Here is a 17,057-nt window from a genome sequence, read left to right as displayed (position 1 = left end):
AATGGCACCGGTTTGGACCGGGCATGCCCGGCAACTTCCACAGGCGACCACCCGCGAGGTATCTCATGAAATCACTGAAGCTCATCGGTCTGGCATTCGGCGCGTCGATTGCACTGTCGAGCGCGGCATTCGCGCAGGATGTCACCGTCGCAGTCGCAGGCCCGATGACGGGCGGCGAATCCGCCTTCGGCCGCCAGATGAAGAACGGCGCCGAAATGGCGGTCGCTGACATCAATGCCGCCGGCGGCGTCGGCGGCAAGAAGCTCGCGCTCAGTGTCAACGACGACGCCTGCGATCCGAAGCAGGCCCGCTCGATCGCAGAGAAGATCGCGGGCGCCAAGATCCCATTCGTCGCCGGGCACTATTGCTCATCGTCGTCGATCCCGGCGTCCGAAGCCTATGCCGACGGCAACGTGCTCCAGATCACGCCAGCCTCGACCAACCCGACCTTCACCGAGCGCAAGCTCTGGAACGTGGCGCGCGTCTGCGGCCGCGACGACCAGCAGGGCCTGATCGCGGCGCAATACATCGCGAAGAACTTCAAGGGCAAGAACATCGCGATCCTCAACGACAAGACCACCTACGGCAAAGGTCTGGCGGACGAGACCAAGAAGGCGCTCAACAAGGCCGGCATCACCGAGAAGATGTACGAGTCCTATAACAAGGGCGACAAGGACTTCAACGCGATCGTCTCGCGTCTGAAGCGCGACAACATCGACCTCGTCTATGTCGGCGGCTATCATCAGGAGAGCGGCCTGATCCTGCGTCAGATGCGCGACCAGGGCCTCAAGACCGTGCTGATGGCCGGCGACGCGCTCGCCGACAAGGAATACGCCTCCATCACCGGCCCGGCCGGCGAAGGTACGCTGTTCACCTTCGGCCCCGATCCGCGCAACAAGCCGACTGCGAAGAAGATCGTCGAGGCCTTCAAGGCCAAGGGCATCGATCCCGAGGGCTACACGCTCTACACCTATGCGGCGATGCAGGTCTGGTCGCAGGCCGCCAAGAAGGCCGGCACCACCGACGCCAAGAAGGTGATGGAGACGATGAAGGCCGGCAAGTGGGACACGGTGATCGGCCCGATCGAGTATGACGCCAAGGGCGACATCAAGCAGATCGACTACGTCGTCTACAAGTGGGACGCCAAGGGCGGCTACGCCGAGATCGTCGGCGGCGGTACCTGAAGCCCATCAGGCCTCGCGCCACCATGCCATCGTTACCGCGCCCCGGCTCGCCCGGGGCGCTTCTTGCGGAACGCTCAGACGGTGGCCGGCAGCTCGCCACCCGCGGCGGCCTGAGCCCGCCGGAGCGCTTGCAGCAGGTCGTTCGGCCGGAACGGCTTTTGCAGGCAGACAACGTCGGCGAGATGCGACGACTGCTCCATGAAATCGAGCGCCGTCATCCCGGAAACGGCGACGACCGGCAAGCCTGGTGCGCGCTCGCGCAAGCTGGCGATGACATCGACGCCGCTGGTGTCGCCGAGGAAGATATCCACGATCGCCGCGTCGAAGGCAGCCTCCGCGAAGGCTTTCAACCCTGCCGCACCGCTGTCGGCCTCCACGACCTCGAAACGATTGACCCGAAGCACGATCGCGACCATTGCGCGGACATCCTTCTGGTCGTCGATGACGAGAACGCGGGACATAGGGACCAACTCCCGAAGATTGAGATCAAATCGCCTGATTCAAACCTGGAACCCGCCGAGCGGAGGGGCATTATGACACCGTCCAGTAAAGCGCACCTTACCCGTCCCTGTTCGGTGTTCCGGCCGAAATTAAGTAAGCTCTAACCTTCGGTTGAGTCGTGTCCGCAAGGTTCAGGAGGCGAGCCTCGGAACCCGCTACCATGGAGCGAAAGCCGCGGGGATATCAATGACATCGTCGAAGATGGTCAAAACCGGTCTGCGAAAGGTGGACGTGTCCACGATGATCGACCGAAGTGCGTTCCTTTCGACCCTGCCGGCCACCTCGACCGATCGCACCACGGCGCTGGCGATCGTTGGCGTCTCCTCGATCCTGTTCGCAATCGCGGTTCCCTTCGCAGGTATCCCGCTCCCGCCCGTTCCGGCTTTCGTCGCAAGCTACCAATCGGCCTTAGCCGTCAGCGACATTATCACCGCGGTGCTGCTACTGTCGCAGTTTGCAATCCTGCGGACGCGTGCGCTGCTGTGGCTCGCCACCGGCTATCTGTTCACCGCCGCGGCGGCGCTGGTCCATGCCCTGACCTTCCCCGGGCTGTTCGCGCCGACCGGACTGTTGGGCGCCGGCCGGCAGACCACCGTCTGGCTGTACATGATCTGGCATGGCGGCTTCCCGCTGTTCGTGCTGGGCTATGCCTGGCTGAAGGAGGCCGACGGTGGCGCCAGGATCCGGGGCGCGACGAGCAGGGCGATCTACGCCAGCATACTCGGCGTGATCGCCTCCATCGCCGTCTTTGCCTGGATCGTCACCGCCCAGCATGATCTGTTGCCGGTGCTGCTGCGCGACGGCCATTACACGCCGACCATGCTCGGCGTCGTGTCGTTCGTGTGGTCGCTGAGCTTCGCCGCACTCGTCTCGCTCTGGTTCCGCAGGCCGCATTCGGTGATCGACGTCTGGCTCATGGTCGTGATGTGCGCCTGGCTGTTCGACATCGCGCTGTCGGCGATCGTCAACGTCGCGCGCTTCGATCTCGGTTTCTACGTCGGCCGTCTCTACGGCCTCAGCGCGTCGAGCTTCGTGCTCGCGGTGCTGCTGATCGAGAACGTTCGCCTTCAGGCCCGGACGGTGGGTCTCGTCGGCAGGCTGCGCGAGCAATCGGCGTCGGATCGCGACTTCTATGGCAAGCGCCTCGCGCTCTATGGCGCCGTGGTCGAGTCCTCCAACGATGCCATCATCACGAAAACGCTCGATGGTGTCATCACCGGCTGGAACAAGGCCGCCGAACAGCTGTTCGGCTACTCCTCCGCGGAGGCCGTCGGCCAGCCGATCGACATCATCGTGCCACCGGATCACAAGGCCGAGGTCAGGAGTATCCTCAACCGGATCGCCGGCGGCGAGTCGGTCGCCCAGCACGAGACCGTGCGGATTCGAAAAGACGGCACCGCGCTCGACGTCGTCCTGAATGTTTCTCCGCTGAAATCGGACAACGGCGAAATCATCGGGGCGTCCAAGATCGCGCACGACATCACCGAGGAGAAGGAGGCACGGGAGAAGCTTCGCCGCGAGATCGAGGAACGCCAGCGCATCTTCGAGACCTCGCAGGACTTGATTCTGGTCACGGACGGTTATGGCAATTTCATCCAGGTCAGCCCGAGCGTGAAGACCATCCTCGGCTTCGGCCCGGAAGACCTGATCGGGCACAGCGCGACCGAATTCATCCATCCCGACGACCTCGAGAACACGCGGAGCGAGATGCGCGCGGCGCGGCGTGGCGCGGTCAAGCGCAGCTTCGAGGCGCGCTACTACCATTACGATGGCCACGAGGTCACGCTGAACTGGATGGGCACCTGGTCCGAGCCGGTGAAGCGCCATTTCTTCATCGGCCGCGATCTCACCGACAAGCAGGCCGCCGAGGCCCAGCTCCGGCAGGTCCAGAAGATGGACTCCATCGGCCAATTGACCGGCGGCGTCGCCCACGACTTCAACAACGTCCTGACCGTCATCACCGGCACCATCGGCATTCTCAGCGACGCCGTCGCCGACCGGCCCGAGCTTGCCGCCATCACCAAGCTGATCGACGATGCCGCCGAGCGCGGCGCGCAGCTGACCAAGCATCTGCTCGCCTTCGCCCGCAAGCAGCCGCTCCAGCCGCGCGAAATCGACGTCAATGCGCTGGCGCTCGAGGCCGCCAAGCTGCTGCATCCGACGCTGGGCGAACAGATCACCATCATGCCGCAGCTCACCGAGGATGCCTGGCCGACGCTGGTCGACCCGGGCCAGCTTTCCACCGCGATCCTCAATCTCGCGCTGAATGCGCGCGACGCCATGCCCGAGGGCGGCACCTTGGTGCTGGAAACCCGCAACGTCTTCCTCGACGACGGCTATGCCAGCATGAACCCCGACGTCGTCGCCGGCAATTACGTGATGATCGCGGTCAGCGACACCGGCAGCGGAATCCCGGCCGAGCTGATCGACCGGGTGTTCGACCCGTTCTTCACCACCAAGGAGGTCGGCAAGGGCACCGGCCTCGGCCTCAGCATGGTGTTCGGCTTCGTCAAGCAGTCCGGCGGCCACATCAAGATCTACAGCGAGGAAGGCCACGGCACGAGCGTGAAGATCTACCTGCCGCGCTCCACAGGCGTCCAGGAGACCGAGTACGAGGCGCTTCAGAACGTGCCCATCACCGGCGGCAGCGAGAGGATCCTGATCGTCGAGGACGACGCGCTGGTCCGGCAATATGTGGTGACCCAGGTCAAGAGCCTCGGCTATGCCGCGCTCGAAGCCGCAAATGCGGCCGAAGCCCTCACCATCATCGATGCCGACAAGGACATCGACCTGCTCTTCACCGACATCATCATGCCGGGCAACATGAACGGCCGCCAGCTTGCTGACGAAGCTGCCCGCCGCCGCCCGGACCTCAAGACGCTGTTCACCTCGGGCTACACCGAGAACGCCATCGTCCATCACGGCCGGCTGGACTCCGGCGTGCTGCTGCTGGCCAAGCCCTACCGCAAGTCCGAGCTCGCCAAGATGCTCAGGACGGCGCTTGCGAGTTGAGCCGGCGGGCCCGGTGCGCTATCGCTGCTGCCAGCAGCGCACGGAGTGCCGCCCTTGAAAAACCTTCTCACCGATATCGCCGGCGTCCGCGTCGGCCACGCCGAGGATGCGAAGCTCGCCTCAGGCACGACCGCGATCATTTTCGACCAGCCGGCCGTCGCGGCGATCGACGTGCGCGGCGGCGGCCCCGGCACGCGTGAGGATGCACTGCTCGATCTCGCCAACACCGTCGAGCGCGTCGACGCGATCGCGCTGTCGGGCGGCTCCGCCTTTGGCCTCGATACCGGCGGCGGCGTGCAGGCCTGGCTCGCCGAACAGGGCCGCGGCCACCGGGTTCGCGAGGCGCTGATCCCGATCGTTCCGGGCGCGATCCTGTTCGACCTCCTCAATGGCGGCGACAAGGCCTGGGGACGCTTCTCGCCCTATCGCGACCTCGGCTACGCCGCGGCGGCCGCTGCCGCCAGCACGGGCTTCACGCTCGGCAGCGTCGGTGCCGGCCTCGGCGCCACCACCGCGACGTTCAAGGGCGGGCTCGGCTCGGCCTCTGCAGTCACGCCCGACGGTGTCAAGGTCGCGGCGATCGTCGCCGTCAACGCGGTGGGCAGCGTCACCGTCGGCAACGGGCCATGGTTCTGGGCGGCGCCGTTCGAGCTGGACGGCGAATTCGGCGGACGCGGCCTGCCGGACAAGTTCACCGACGACATGCTCCGCATGCGCATCAAGGGCGGTCCTGCGGCGAGCGCGCGTGAGAACACCACAATCGGCGCCGTCGTCACCGACGCGGTGCTGACCAAACCCCAGGCCAAGCGGCTGGCGATGATCGCGCATACCGGCTTTGCCCGCGCGATCTATCCGGTGCATGCGCCGACTGACGGCGACGTGCTGTTTGCCGCCGCCACATGCGAGAAGCCGATCGAGCCGCTCGTTGGCCTCACCGAGCTTGGCACGGTCGCGGCCAACGTGGTCGCGCGCGCGATCGCCCGCGGCGTTTACAATGCGACCGCGCTGCCATTCGCCGGCGCGCTGCCGGCGTGGAAGGATCGGTTCGACGCGACGTGAGCGCGCGCCTCTCGCCACACATTACGTGTCATCGCCCGGCGAAGACCGGGCGATCCAGTATTGCAGAAACAGGAGTGATTTAACCGGGGAGCCGCGGCGTACTGGATGCCCCGCCTTCGCGGGGCATGACGGCGAACAAGCCCTACACGCTCATCGACATGGACGAGCCGGCAGACGCTGAGGCGCCTTGCACCTGCCCGCCTTGCCGCTGCATCAACTGCGCGAACAGATCATAGGCCGAATTCGCGGAAGAGCTGGCCGCGCCCGGCACGGTCGTCGACATCTTGAAGCCGTCGGCATAGGTGACGGTGGTGGTGGTCGATCCGTCGGCGTTGGTCGTCGTGGTCGAGGTCGACCCGCCACCCGATTGCGACGAGGAATCCGAGCCGCTGCCGGACGCATCGCCCGCGCCTTGCGCCTGATGATGGCCGTGATGGCCGCTCTTCAGCGCCTTCGACATCTCGCCGAGATTGACGCTGCCGTCGGAATTCGCATCCAGCTTCGAGAACACGTCGTCGGCCTGCGCCAGGTTGGTGCCGCCGGCGCCCAGCGCGTCCTCGAATTCGGACTTGGTGATCTTGCCGTCGCCATCCGCATCGATCTGCGAGAACAGGTCCTTCAGCGCAGCTTCCCGTCCCTTTGACGTCGAGGACGTGGACGTCGAGCTGGCCGTGCCCGCCGTGGCGTCCGTCGACTGGCTCTGTGCCGCGAGCAGCGCGCTCATCGTTTCCGGCGCGATCTGCGCGTGATGACCCGAATTGGCCGTCGAGGTCGTGGAGCTGGCCGTGCTGCTGCCGCTGTCGATCGCGAACGGATTGGCCGCGCCTTTTTGCGATGATCCCGTCTTCTGCGTCGACGACGACGATTTCGAGTTCGTCAGCGATTGAATCGCGTCGAGCGCGCTCGATACGGCGCCAAGGGCTAACAACATTGCACTACTCCAACCGATGCGGCACGCCGCGGCCAATGTTCTGAAGGTGAGGTCAGCAAGTGGCGTGCCAGCGCGAAAAACCCAATGAAATCCGCCTTCACCGCACTTTGCGCGGCGCGGGAACACCGGCAATACATGCCGCTCGCGGCAGAAATTTCCGCCCACAGGAAGCCGACCGCCCCTGCATTGCCCGGCGTAGAGGCCCATGTTAGGCGAGGTTCATCCTTCACGGCCGCCACGGGAAACCGCGCCATGACCCAAGCCTTCGCCCCCCGCCCCCTGGCAATCGCGCCCTCGATTCTGGCCTCGGATTTCTCAAAGCTCGGCGAAGAGGTACGCGCGGTGGATGCCGCCGGCGCCGACTGGATCCATCTCGACGTGATGGACGGGCACTTCGTTCCCAACATCTCCTACGGCCCCGACATCATCAAGGCGATGCGCCCGCATACCAAGAAGGTGTTCGACGCACATTTGATGATCTCGCCCTGCGATCCCTACCTCGAGGCCTTTGCCAAAGCCGGCTGCGACCACATCACCGTGCATGCGGAGGCCGGTCCGCATCTGCACCGCTCGCTCCAGGCCATTCGCGCCCTCGGCAAGAAGGCCGGCGTCTCGCTCAATCCGGCAACGCCGATCAGCGCGCTCGAATATGTCCTCGATCTCGTCGATCTCGTGCTGGTGATGTCGGTCAATCCCGGCTTCGGCGGCCAGGCCTTCATACCTTCCGCGATCAACAAGATCCGCGACATCCGCGCCATGACCGCCGGGAGGCCGATCGACATCGAGGTCGATGGCGGCGTCGGCCCGGATGTCGCCGGGCCCCTGGCCGCGGCGGGCGCCAACGCCTTCGTCGCCGGCACCTCCGTGTTCAGGGGCGGCACGCAGGAGGCCTACAAGGCCAACATCGCGGCGATCCGCAACGCCGCGGCAACGGCGCGCGGCGAAGCCATCTGACGGCTATTCGCGGTCCGAACCGGCCTTGCGGCCGCCGCGACCAATGGCAATGGATGACATCCGTGCCACTCCGTTTTCCGCAGGCCTGCGGCGCCTGCGCGCCGAGACCCTGCACGACGGAGAGCAGGTGGTCTGGCAGGGCCAGCCCGACGGCGTCGCGCGCATGTTCATGTGGCGATTTCTCTGGTGGATCGGATTCCCCTGGCTGTTGCTGACCGTCATCGCCATCAGCAACGATTGGATCGGCCGGGCGGCCCAACCTCTCCTGATGCTCGGGGTTGCGATGGTTGCGGCCCCGCTGGTGATGCTGCTGCAAGATCTGCAAACGCTCTATCTGATCACCGATCGCCGCACTCTGATCCTGCGAACGGCCTGGGGCAGACGGACGGTCAGCCAGACGCCGTTCCAGGCGATGGACGCGGTCTTCGAAATCCTCGACGTCGGCGGTGGCGCCGGTCACCTCAACTTCGCATCAGGGCGATCGACCCGTTCGCCCGATACCGACCACACCGGCCGTTATGGGTTTCGCTGTGTTCGAAACGCTCCGCGCGTCCGGGATATCCTCGAAGCCGCGCGCGCAGGCAAGATGCGGCGGTCGCACACGTAAGAAGCTGCGGCTCTTGCGACGCGCAATGTCTAAAATTGCAAGCTTGATCCGTACTCATCCGGGCTTCCCTGATTCGTGCAAATCACTGCAAGTGATTCCTGCCTGTTTTGGCGGGAGCACATCATGACGACGACTCTGGTTTGGACTGGCGTGGCGTTGTGGCTTTGTTTCAGTGCATTCGTCGTGTTTGGCCCGTCGGCCGGACCAGTCAAGGTCCCGGCACGGTCCATCCGCATCGCCCATCGCAATCGGGGCTGAAGCCGATGCAGCCCGCGATCGTGAAACGTCAGCCGAAGCGCAGGTGCCGTATTCCGCGGCGTCCCCATCCGAACCTCGACTATTTCTTTGGTCGGTTCGAACGCACCGAAGGCGAGATGCGCGACGACACCGGGCCCGAGACGGTGGACCTTGATCATTCGTTCCGGTCACCGCGCCGGCATTGAAATTCCTTTTCCGGACTTGAAGCCATGAAACCGCATTGCCCGAACTGCCTGAAGGAAATGACCAAGGCATCCGCGTCACGCAACCTGTTCAACTGCGAGCCCTGCCGCGAGCTCATCCAGTATTTTGGCGGCAGCGCCGATCACGGTGAGCCCAGCCCGCAATTCTCCTGGCCGATCCGCCGCAAGCGCGCCAGCCAAACGGCGCACGCGGCCTGATCCCACCTATCCGACCTCATCCGCATCCGCGGCCATTCGCGGCGGCCGCACCACGGTGACGGTGCAGGCCGCCTCCGCGGCCACCTTGGCCGAGACGCTGCCGAGCAGCGTGCGACGGAACGAGCTCTGCCGCGCCCCGATGATGACGTGGTCGACCTGATTGACCTCGGCGAATTCCAGCAGCGCAGCGGCGGGATCGACCGCCTCCAGCACGTGAACCGACAGCCGGCTCTCTTCCAACTTGAGCGGCGTCGCCCAATGGCGGAGCGCGACCAGGCGGTCGACATGCTTGTTGGAGCCCTGCTCGTCGAGCGTCCGGTCGATCGTGATCCGATTGAGCTTGAGCACGTTGACGCAGGCGAGCCGGGCGGAAGGCAGCGTGGCAAGAATGCGCTCGGTGGTCACGCGCAGCGCCTCGTTCAGCTCCGGTGCGCCCTCCACCGTGTCGAGCGCGACCGCGAGGATCGGGCTGGAGGCGATTTGCGCAGCGACATCCGATTTCGCCCGGGGCGCCATGACACCCTGATTGAAGCGGCGCCGCCAGGCCACGCTGAGGGGATCCCGCTTCAGCCGCTCCGAACGGGCGGTGAGCTTGACCTGATCCGGATGGATGAGATCGAAGGCGAGCTGCGAGGCGGTCGGATAGCGCCACACCGGCTCGATCTCCAGACACCGCAGCACCACCTCCTGGAGCCAGGGCGGATAGTCCGCGCGAAGTGCGCGCGGCGGATGCGGATCGCGCCACAGCCGGCGCCGCATCGCACGCAGCGTCTCGCCCTCGCCGAACGGCCGCTCGCCGGTGGTGAAGAAATACAGCAGCACGCCGAGCGAAAACAGGTCGCTGCGCGGATCGTCGCGCACTCCGAGCAGCCGTTCCGGCGCCATGTAGGGCGCAGTGCCGTAAGGCAGGCGAAACTCCTCCTGCAAGAGATCGGGCAGATGGTCATGATGCGACAGGCCATAATCGATCAGCACCGCCTCGCCGCCGTCGCGGAACATGATGCTGCTCGGCTTGATGTCGTGGTGGATCACGTTCTGCCGGTGCAGGTCGGCGAGCGCGGTCGCGATCCTGGCGACCAGCTGCCGCGCCTCGTCATACGGTAGCGGCAGGTCCGGCAGCCGCTTGTAGAGCGTGGTCCCGGAGATGCGCTCGATCACGACATAGGCCTGGTGCGCGAAATCCCCGGTGCCGAAGCAAGCCGGCACATGCGGCCCCGCAAGCCGTGGCAGGATCATCATCTCCATCTCGAAGGAGACGATCGCGGCGGGATCCTCGCCCTCCGAGACCCGCGGAATCTTCATCAGCAGCGGCACCTCGATGCCGGGATGGGTGACGGTCCACAGCGTCGCCATGCCGCCGGCATGGACGCATTCGCCGATGGTGTAGCTGTCGATGACTGCGCCGGACTTGACCAGGGGTTTCGGCATCGCCGTCAGCGTCCCTGCGACAGCCGGTCGGCGAGCCAGTGCGGCAGGCCGTTCTGGCGGATGCGGCTCGCCGCCATCTCGATATCGTAGGGTGCGCGGCAATAGGTGATCTGGCACGAGACCGTATCGAACAGCACGAAGGATGCGGACGGATCGCCGTCGCGGGGCTGGCCGACCGAACCGAGCACGGCCAGCCATTGCCGCCCGCGCAGGAGCTGCACGGGGACGTCGGTCTTCGGCACAAAGCTCGTCATCTTCGCCGTCACTGACATCGAATAGAGCGCCGGCCTGTGGATGTGCCCACAGAACGTGACGTGGGCGGGCGTCGCGATCAGGCTCTTGGCGGCATCCGCCGTCGATCGGACATAGTGCCAGCGCTGGGGGCTGGAGGCTTCCGAATGCACGAAGAGACGGTCGCCGTCCTCCACCAGCATCGGCAATTCGGCCAGGAAACGCCGCTGCGCGGCGTCGAGCCGGCCGCGCGTCCATTCGATCGCGATCTGCGCCTCGGCGTTCATCGTCTCGGCGGAAGAATTGACCGCCTGATCATGATTGCCGCGAACCACCACAGCGCCTCCGGCGACGAGCGCCATCGCGGTATCCACGACCCATTCCGGATCGGCACCATAGCCGACGAAGTCGCCGAGCAGGACGAACCGCTCCGCGCCCTTCGCGCGGGCCACCTTCAGGCAGGCCTCGAACGCCTGCCGGTTGCCGTGGATATCCGAGAAGACAGCGAGAAGCACGCACCCTCCACCCGCCAATTCTTATTGAAGCCCGATAAGGCCAAATTGAGGGACGTCAAGAAGATGCGCCAGAGCCGCGCCGTTTACCAGCGCGGGCTGATCGATGGTGAAGAGCCTATTGCTCGTCCTTCGGCGGCATCCGGGGTGGCGGGATCGGCGTGAACACGGCGCCTTGGGCGCCGGCCGGCGGGGCGTTGAACTCGCCGGTCGAGGAATCGCCGCCGCTGGTCTCCAGAATGGTCTTCGGCGTCACATATTCCCGGACCATGTCGATCAGACTGCCGTCGCCGCCGCCGAAATCGGCCGCGCGGCCGCCTTGCGGGTGTCCCAACGCAATCTCGTTCTCGGCGGCATGGGTCTTGTCGGCCAGTCTGTCATTGTAGGGCACACGAAAGGCCCGCGGAATGCCGCTCGGGCGATTGTCCTCATCGAGCGCCTCGACCCAGAAGTAGATCGAACCCGGATCGCCTTCTAGCGAATGGGGCTCGACGATGCGGGCCTTCAGCAGCTTGAAGGAGGCCGGCAGCCGGTCCGCGCTGGCCCAGCCGAGCAGGCCGCGCATCTCAGTGAAGCTGACGACATAGAAGGCGCTGGTCACGACCACCGCGACGGCCTTCAGCGACCAGTGCAGGCGCGCATAGACCAGCACGACCAGCAGCAGCGCGCCGATCACGGCATAGGCGACCGACAGCGTGAGGATGACCGTTTGCAGACTAGTCACGGCGCACCCTCGTAGTGTTCTTGCTCACACCGGTCCTCGGGTCGAGATCGGCGCCGTTGCGCCAACTGCTGCGGAACGTCTCCAGCAGCGACTTCGGCCGCTGATCCACGTTGACCACCTTGCCCTCGGCATCGATCCGGAACCGCACCGCGGTCTTCTCGTCGCCGGTGTGGTCGAGTGTGAACTTGTTGTCGAAGACCACCTGCGCGGTCGGATTGAGCTTCTGCACCTTCACATTGGCCGTGACGGGTTCGCCTGTCGTCGCCACGAAATGCGAGACATTCACGGTATACTCGCCGGCGAGGATGCCGCGCACCGTGACGATCTCCTCGCGGATGGGCGAGGCGATCTTCTTGCCGGCGACGATGATGAAATCGTTGGCCCCGCCGCGGTCGTCGCGGTCGAGCGTGAGGAAGCCGGCCTCGCGATGGCGATACCAGGCGATGTTGCCGGCGGGATCCTGCACGAACAGGTCGAGATCGTCGGGGTGATTGTCCGGCCAGTCCAGCGTGATCATGAACTCCGCCTTGGAGTCGATCTTGCCGTCCTTGGCATCCGGGGAGACCGCGAGCAATGCGAGGAAGAACAGGAAAGCGATCACCTGGAGCGCCTTGAACAGCATCACGCCCAGCGGATCGAACGGCTCCTCGCGCGGATAGAGACCGAAATCATCCATCATGACGGCGTCCCAGAACCCTTGATTCCAGAACCCTTGCGTTCCAGGACCGGCGTCACATAGGTCTCGGTCAGCACCACGGCATCGGAGAACACCCGCTGGGTCGCGGCATCGAGCATGTAGTACTGGATGCGCACCAGGATCGAGCCGACGAGGCCCGCCAGCGTCGTGTACATCGCAACCGCCATGCCGTCGCTCATCAGGCCCATCGAGGACCGCATCGCGACCTTGTCGGCGGCATCGAGACCCGCGATCGGCGCCAGCATGATGATGAAGCCGATGATAGTGCCGAGCAGGCCGAGCTTCATCAGCGTATCGGAGACGAAGGCGCCGAAACCGTTGGAGCCGCGCAGGCGGTCGGCCAGCGTCCGCAGCAGCAGCGTCTGGTCGACCGGCCGGTAGTCCTGCGCGGCGGCCTTGGTCACCAGGCTCTCGATGTGATCCCGCACCAGCCCGCGCGGCAACGCCGTCGCGCCCGCATCGAGCGCCTTGGTGCCGCCGACAGCCGAGAGCACCGCGCGGCAACGTCGCGCCGCTGCGCCCTCACGTGCAATCGCCCGCGTCCGCAGGAAACAATGGCCGCAGGTGAGGACATAAAGCACCGCGATCACGCTCGAAATGTAGGTGCGGTCCGAGGTCAGCATCAGATGGATCAGGCCGAAGCGCCACAGCAGCACGACGGCGAAGATCGAAAGCCCGGTGAAGATCATCCAGAACAGGAGCGCACTGCGCTCGGACGGGTCGGTCGCAGGCCCCGCGATCGGTCCAATCGTCATCGAACTCATGCTGCGCCGCTCCACCTACTACGATTCCCCGCCGATTAGATCAAAGCCGCCGCGCCCGGTCCAAAGAGCCATGCCCAATCCGGGTTGGGAAATTTGCCCGAGCTGCAAACCCGCCGAACCCCGCAATTGGCAAGGCGCGGCGGCGTTGTTAGGCTGACCTTACCAAACGTTGGGGGTGATCGCATGCGCCTCGTGCTTCAGCTCGTCGCCCGTCTGCTTCTCATCGTGGCCCTGTGCCTGGCGGCCGCGACCTTGTGGGCCACATTCGACGCCTATCGCAGCGTCGACCGGGCGACGGCGGCCTCGGCCCAGCGGGTCGCGCAGGCGCTTCAGGCGCTGTACTGGCGCGAGCTCTTGTTGCGCAGCAGCAGAACGCGCGAGCACCTGCTGCCGGTGCCGGACTGGCGTACGCTGGACACGATGAAGCTGATCTCGCCCGGTGTCTGTGTCGAGTTCCAGCCGGCCGCGGCATTCGAAAAGCCGCTCTGTGGCCAGAGCGAGGGGCTAGGCAAGGCGCCGCCGCGCTGGTTCACCGCCATCGTGCCGACCTTTCTTGGCAGCCATGCCGAGGTGATACGGCCCGTCAGCCCCCGCGCGGCGGCCGCCGGCACGGTCGTCGCGACGCCCGACGCCGCAGCCGCCGTCTCGCTCGCCTGGGAATACATCCTCAACGTGATCGACGTCGCGCTGCTGATGGCGGCCGCGATCGCGCTGCTGGCCTCGCTCGCAATCGCGCATGCGCTGGCGCCGGCGCAGGCGATCGTCGCCGCCCTGCAACGCATGGCGCGCGGCCAGTACCGCACCCAACTGCCGCGCTTTCGCTCCATGGAGCTGGCGATGATCGGCAATGCCGTCGATGCGCTCGGCGGCCGGCTGGAGGAAGCGACCGAGCAGCGCGCGGCGCTGACGCGGCGGCTGATCGAGATCCGCGACGACGAGCGCCGCGCACTCGCCCGCGAGCTACACGACGAGTTCGGGCAGAATCTCTCGGCCATCCTCGCGTTCGCCAACACCATCGAGATGGCGAGCGCGAAGGAGAGCAAGGATGACGGCATCGCGCAGGATGCACGCATGATCTCGCAGGCCACTCATCATCTGATGGCCTCGCTGCGCGATGCGCTGAAACGCCTGCGCAATCCCCTGCCCGAGGAGCTCGGGCTGGAGGCGAGCCTCGTCAATCTGGTCGATAGCTGGCGCTCACAGAGCGCGGCGCGGCCGACGATCCAGCTCGACCTCAGGGGCGACCTCACCGACATCAGCGGCCCGGCCGCCACCACCGCCTATCGCGTGGCGCAGGAATGCCTGACCAACGCGCTCCGCCACAGCTCGGCGCGCGAGATCTCCCTGCATATCGAGCGGCGCGCCGGCGAGGATGACGCGCTCCTGATCCGTGTCGAGGACGACGGCGGCGGCGATGCGGCCCGCGTGGCGCAGTCGGCCGGCTTCGGCCTCACCGGCATCCGCGAACGCGTCGCGGCGGCCGGCGGATCGTTGTCGATCCTGCCCGCGACCCGTGGCCTCAGGGTCGCCGCCACCATCCCGCTCGCCGCGTGAGGCCGACATGAGCGAGGTTGCGGCAACAGGCATCTCGGTGCTGCTGGTCGACGATCATCCGATCGTCCGGCAAGGCTACCGACGCGTGCTGGAGAGCCAGGGCGATCTCCATGTCGTGGCGGAAGCCGACAACGCGGCGGATGCCTACAGCGCCTTCAAGACGCACGATCCCGACGTCATCGTGATGGACATCTCGATGCCCGGCGCGAGCGGCCTGGAAGCGATCCGCAACATCCGCGCGCGCAGCCCACGGGCGCGGATTCTCGTCTTCACCATGCACAACGAGGCGGTGCTGGTGAAGGCCGCCTTCAATGCCGGCGCCAGCGGTTTCGTCACCAAGAGCAGCGAACCGTCGGCGGTCGTGAATGCGATCCGCAGCGTTGCGCGCGGCGAACGCGCCATGAGCGACGACATCGCGCATATTCTGGCCGAGGACAGCCTGTCATCGGGCTCTGCGCTGGATCAACTGGGGGAACGCGAGATCGAGATCCTGCGCCAGTTCGCCGGTGGCGCCACCACCGAACAGATCGCGACGCAGCTCAATCTCAGCGTCAAGACGGTCCAGAACTACCATTATCTGATCAAGTCGAAGACCGGCGCGCGCACGGATGCGCAGCTCGTGCGGCTCGCCGCGACGTGCGGGCTGACGAGGATCTAGCAGCAAAGCTGCCGCACTGCCCTGGTCCCTTGAAGCGTCTCAATCTGCCGAACGAAATGGAACGGAGCCCATCCGGTTCCGGTTAGTACGGCAGTGAAGGAGTAAAAGGTCATGAGTAAGGGTCATCACAAGGCAGTCGACCATCCCCCTATCATCACAGTGGGCGAGCTCATCGACGAACTTTGCCGCCTGCCGGACACCGCCATCGTCCACTTCCGCTGCCCCATGCTCGATCAGGAGCTGACATTCTACCGTCTTCGAAGACGGTCAAAGGAGGTCGTCGAGATCGCGGTCAATGCATATCCGGAGAGTCCGCCAGTCGTGCCATCGTCCGACGCTGCCTTCGGCACACGAAGACATTCGGCTTCCTCGCCCTCGCTTGGCGACGGCGCTCTACTTCACAAGGCGAGAGGTTGATCGCGGCCGCACGGCGTATTGAACGGGCCCTGCGACCTCAGGCCGCCTTCAACCCGCGCAGCACCAGCGCCAGCGTCGCATCGACGCGCGCGGGGAGATCGGCGTCCTTCCACTCGTCGGCATGGGCCGGATGGTGAAAGCGGACGGTGGCATCGAAGATGGCGCGCGCGGTGGTCCTGACGTCGACCACAGCGAACACGCCCTGCTTCACGCCGTCGGTCAGGATCGCCGCGATCTGGTCGATCATGGTGTCCTTGTGACACTTGACGGCTGCGCAGGCCTCGCGCGCCAGCGTCAAATAAGTCTGGAACATCTCGGGATCGTCGAGCACGCGCGAACGCTTGGCGGCGAATAGCGTACGCAGCCAGCGGTCGAGCCGCGCCGGCGCGGGCCCCTGCTCTTCCGTGATCGCGCGCAACGGCGCGTCGATGCGGTCGAGCCAGCGCTTGGCAACGGCCTCGCGCAACGAGGCCTTGCTCGGGAAGTGGCGATAGACGCTGCCGTGGCTCACATCGAGCGCACGGGCAACGTCGACCACGGTAGCCTTGGCAAGTCCGTAACGCCGCAAGACGTCCTCGGTGACTTCGAGGATCCGCTCCGGCGTCAGGATAACGGCTTCATTCATGCCAGCACCTTGTTCCCGTTCAGGGTTCACCAGCGATGGGGCTGCTCCCGAAGCGCCCGCACCGGTCGTTTCGGAAAGCCTATGCCTTAATGCGGCAGTTTTGCAGCCTGCGCCGCGATCTGGCGCGCCACCAGCAAATTGAGCCAATGCCCAATCGTGCCGGTGAAGTTGATGATTTCGGTCGTCATTGTCTCAAGTCTCCATTCGTCCGCGGTCCCCGTTCTTCAATTCGTCCTCCGATCCGAGCTTGCATCGGATGTCGGGCTCCCCGGGGCTTGTCGCGGGACGCCCAATCGGAGCGTCCGAGAACGGATATACACGTCTTGCTGACAGATTTCAATATCTGTCAGTCAATGATCCGTGATTGACAGCTAATTTCTGACCCGGGCGCAGGCCGTCTCAGCCCGGCCGGTGGATAGCCGCCCCCGTACCTCGCTCCGTGGGCCGGATCATTTGTTTCGTCCTCTCCGCTCTGCTAAATCGCGGCGTAAAAAGCATTTTGGCCGGAGTCCACGCCCCCTGCGTCCCCTGGGGGTACCC

The 17,057-nt window shown here is 65.5% G+C and carries 17 protein-coding genes; 9 read left to right on the top strand and 8 right to left on the bottom strand.

The features are described from left to right. The first annotated feature begins 65 nt into the window (after positions 1-65). On the top strand, positions 66-1,184 hold the full coding sequence (locus tag GPL20_RS27055) for a branched-chain amino acid ABC transporter substrate-binding protein (protein WP_157333389.1): 1,119 nt from the start codon (positions 66-68) through the stop codon (positions 1,182-1,184). Positions 1,185-1,258: 74 nt separating this feature from the next. Here GPL20_RS27055 and GPL20_RS27050 read toward each other — a convergent pair whose 3' ends face one another. Then, a complete protein-coding gene (locus GPL20_RS27050) occupies positions 1,259-1,645 on the bottom strand; it encodes a response regulator (protein WP_157333387.1) in 387 nt (128 codons plus the stop codon). Positions 1,646-1,886: 241 nt separating this feature from the next. Between GPL20_RS27050 and GPL20_RS27045 the strand changes: the two genes are divergently transcribed. Both GPL20_RS27045 and GPL20_RS27040 read left to right on the top strand, forming a co-directional pair. Next, positions 1,887-4,697 carry a PAS domain S-box protein gene (locus tag GPL20_RS27045; RefSeq protein ID WP_167533239.1) on the top strand — a complete coding sequence of 937 codons (2,811 nt, stop codon included), beginning with the start codon at positions 1,887-1,889 and terminating at the stop codon, positions 4,695-4,697. A 54-nt stretch (positions 4,698-4,751) separates the two neighbouring features. Then, positions 4,752-5,756 (top strand): P1 family peptidase, encoded by a 1,005-nt coding sequence (locus tag GPL20_RS27040; RefSeq protein WP_157333383.1) that lies wholly within the window; start codon positions 4,752-4,754, stop codon positions 5,754-5,756. Positions 5,757-5,898: 142 nt separating this feature from the next. On the opposite strand, the gene GPL20_RS27035 is transcribed toward GPL20_RS27040, so the two are convergent. Continuing rightward, positions 5,899-6,687, bottom strand: a complete 789-nt coding sequence (locus GPL20_RS27035; RefSeq protein WP_157333381.1) for an EF-hand domain-containing protein — start codon at positions 6,685-6,687, stop codon at positions 5,899-5,901. A 252-nt stretch (positions 6,688-6,939) separates the two neighbouring features. Between GPL20_RS27035 and rpe the strand changes: the two genes are divergently transcribed. From rpe to GPL20_RS27015, 4 genes are all read left to right on the top strand, one after another. Then, positions 6,940-7,641 carry a ribulose-phosphate 3-epimerase gene (rpe, locus tag GPL20_RS27030; RefSeq protein ID WP_157333379.1) on the top strand — a complete coding sequence of 234 codons (702 nt, stop codon included), beginning with the start codon at positions 6,940-6,942 and terminating at the stop codon, positions 7,639-7,641. 49 nt (positions 7,642-7,690) lie between these two features. Beyond that, the gene (locus GPL20_RS27025) at positions 7,691-8,248 is read left to right on the top strand and encodes a hypothetical protein (RefSeq protein ID WP_157333377.1); all 558 of its coding nucleotides are present in this window, start codon (positions 7,691-7,693) and stop codon (positions 8,246-8,248) included. Between the two features lie 263 nt (positions 8,249-8,511). Beyond that, positions 8,512-8,691 carry a hypothetical protein gene (locus GPL20_RS27020; protein WP_157333375.1) on the top strand — a complete coding sequence of 60 codons (180 nt, stop codon included), beginning with the start codon at positions 8,512-8,514 and terminating at the stop codon, positions 8,689-8,691. Positions 8,692-8,715: 24 nt separating this feature from the next. Beyond that, entirely contained in the window at positions 8,716-8,907 is a 192-nt protein-coding gene (locus tag GPL20_RS27015) for a hypothetical protein (RefSeq protein ID WP_157333373.1), read from the top strand. 6 nt (positions 8,908-8,913) lie between these two features. Here the strand turns inward: GPL20_RS27015 and GPL20_RS27010 are convergent, their stop codons facing one another. From GPL20_RS27010 to GPL20_RS26990, 5 genes are all read right to left on the bottom strand, one after another. Then, positions 8,914-10,335, bottom strand: a complete 1,422-nt coding sequence (locus GPL20_RS27010; RefSeq protein ID WP_157333371.1) for a serine/threonine protein kinase — start codon at positions 10,333-10,335, stop codon at positions 8,914-8,916. 5 nt (positions 10,336-10,340) lie between these two features. Further along, positions 10,341-11,081, bottom strand: a complete 741-nt coding sequence (locus tag GPL20_RS27005; RefSeq protein WP_254125054.1) for a metallophosphoesterase family protein — start codon at positions 11,079-11,081, stop codon at positions 10,341-10,343. Between the two features lie 115 nt (positions 11,082-11,196). Next, positions 11,197-11,802: a hypothetical protein gene (locus GPL20_RS27000; protein ID WP_254125052.1), complete on the bottom strand. Its 606-nt coding sequence runs from the start codon at positions 11,800-11,802 to the stop codon at positions 11,197-11,199. Continuing rightward, positions 11,795-12,481 carry a DUF2135 domain-containing protein gene (locus GPL20_RS26995; RefSeq protein ID WP_157333367.1) on the bottom strand — a complete coding sequence of 229 codons (687 nt, stop codon included), beginning with the start codon at positions 12,479-12,481 and terminating at the stop codon, positions 11,795-11,797. Before GPL20_RS26995 ends, GPL20_RS27000 begins: the two co-directional genes overlap by 8 nt. Next, positions 12,478-13,263 (bottom strand): MotA/TolQ/ExbB proton channel family protein, encoded by a 786-nt coding sequence (locus tag GPL20_RS26990; RefSeq protein WP_157333365.1) that lies wholly within the window; start codon positions 13,261-13,263, stop codon positions 12,478-12,480. The genes GPL20_RS26995 and GPL20_RS26990 overlap by 4 nt, the downstream gene beginning before the upstream one ends. A gap of 183 nt (positions 13,264-13,446) precedes the next feature. On the opposite strand from GPL20_RS26990, the gene GPL20_RS26985 reads away from it, so the two are divergent. Together GPL20_RS26985 and GPL20_RS26980 are read left to right on the top strand one after the other, a co-directional pair. Further along, positions 13,447-14,817: a sensor histidine kinase gene (locus tag GPL20_RS26985; protein ID WP_157333363.1), complete on the top strand. Its 1,371-nt coding sequence runs from the start codon at positions 13,447-13,449 to the stop codon at positions 14,815-14,817. Between the two features lie 7 nt (positions 14,818-14,824). Then, positions 14,825-15,475: a response regulator gene (locus GPL20_RS26980; RefSeq protein WP_157333362.1), complete on the top strand. Its 651-nt coding sequence runs from the start codon at positions 14,825-14,827 to the stop codon at positions 15,473-15,475. Between the two features lie 454 nt (positions 15,476-15,929). Here GPL20_RS26980 and GPL20_RS26975 read toward each other — a convergent pair whose 3' ends face one another. Beyond that, a complete protein-coding gene (locus tag GPL20_RS26975; RefSeq protein ID WP_157333360.1) occupies positions 15,930-16,517 on the bottom strand; it encodes a TetR/AcrR family transcriptional regulator in 588 nt (195 codons plus the stop codon). Positions 16,518-17,057 lie beyond the last annotated feature (540 nt).

It is taken from the genome of Bradyrhizobium cajani (assembly GCF_009759665.1).
GTDB classification, from domain to species: Bacteria; Pseudomonadota; Alphaproteobacteria; order Rhizobiales; family Xanthobacteraceae; genus Bradyrhizobium; species Bradyrhizobium cajani.
Note: the sequence above shows the minus strand (reverse complement) of the source record. Positions and strands in the feature narration are given on the sequence as shown.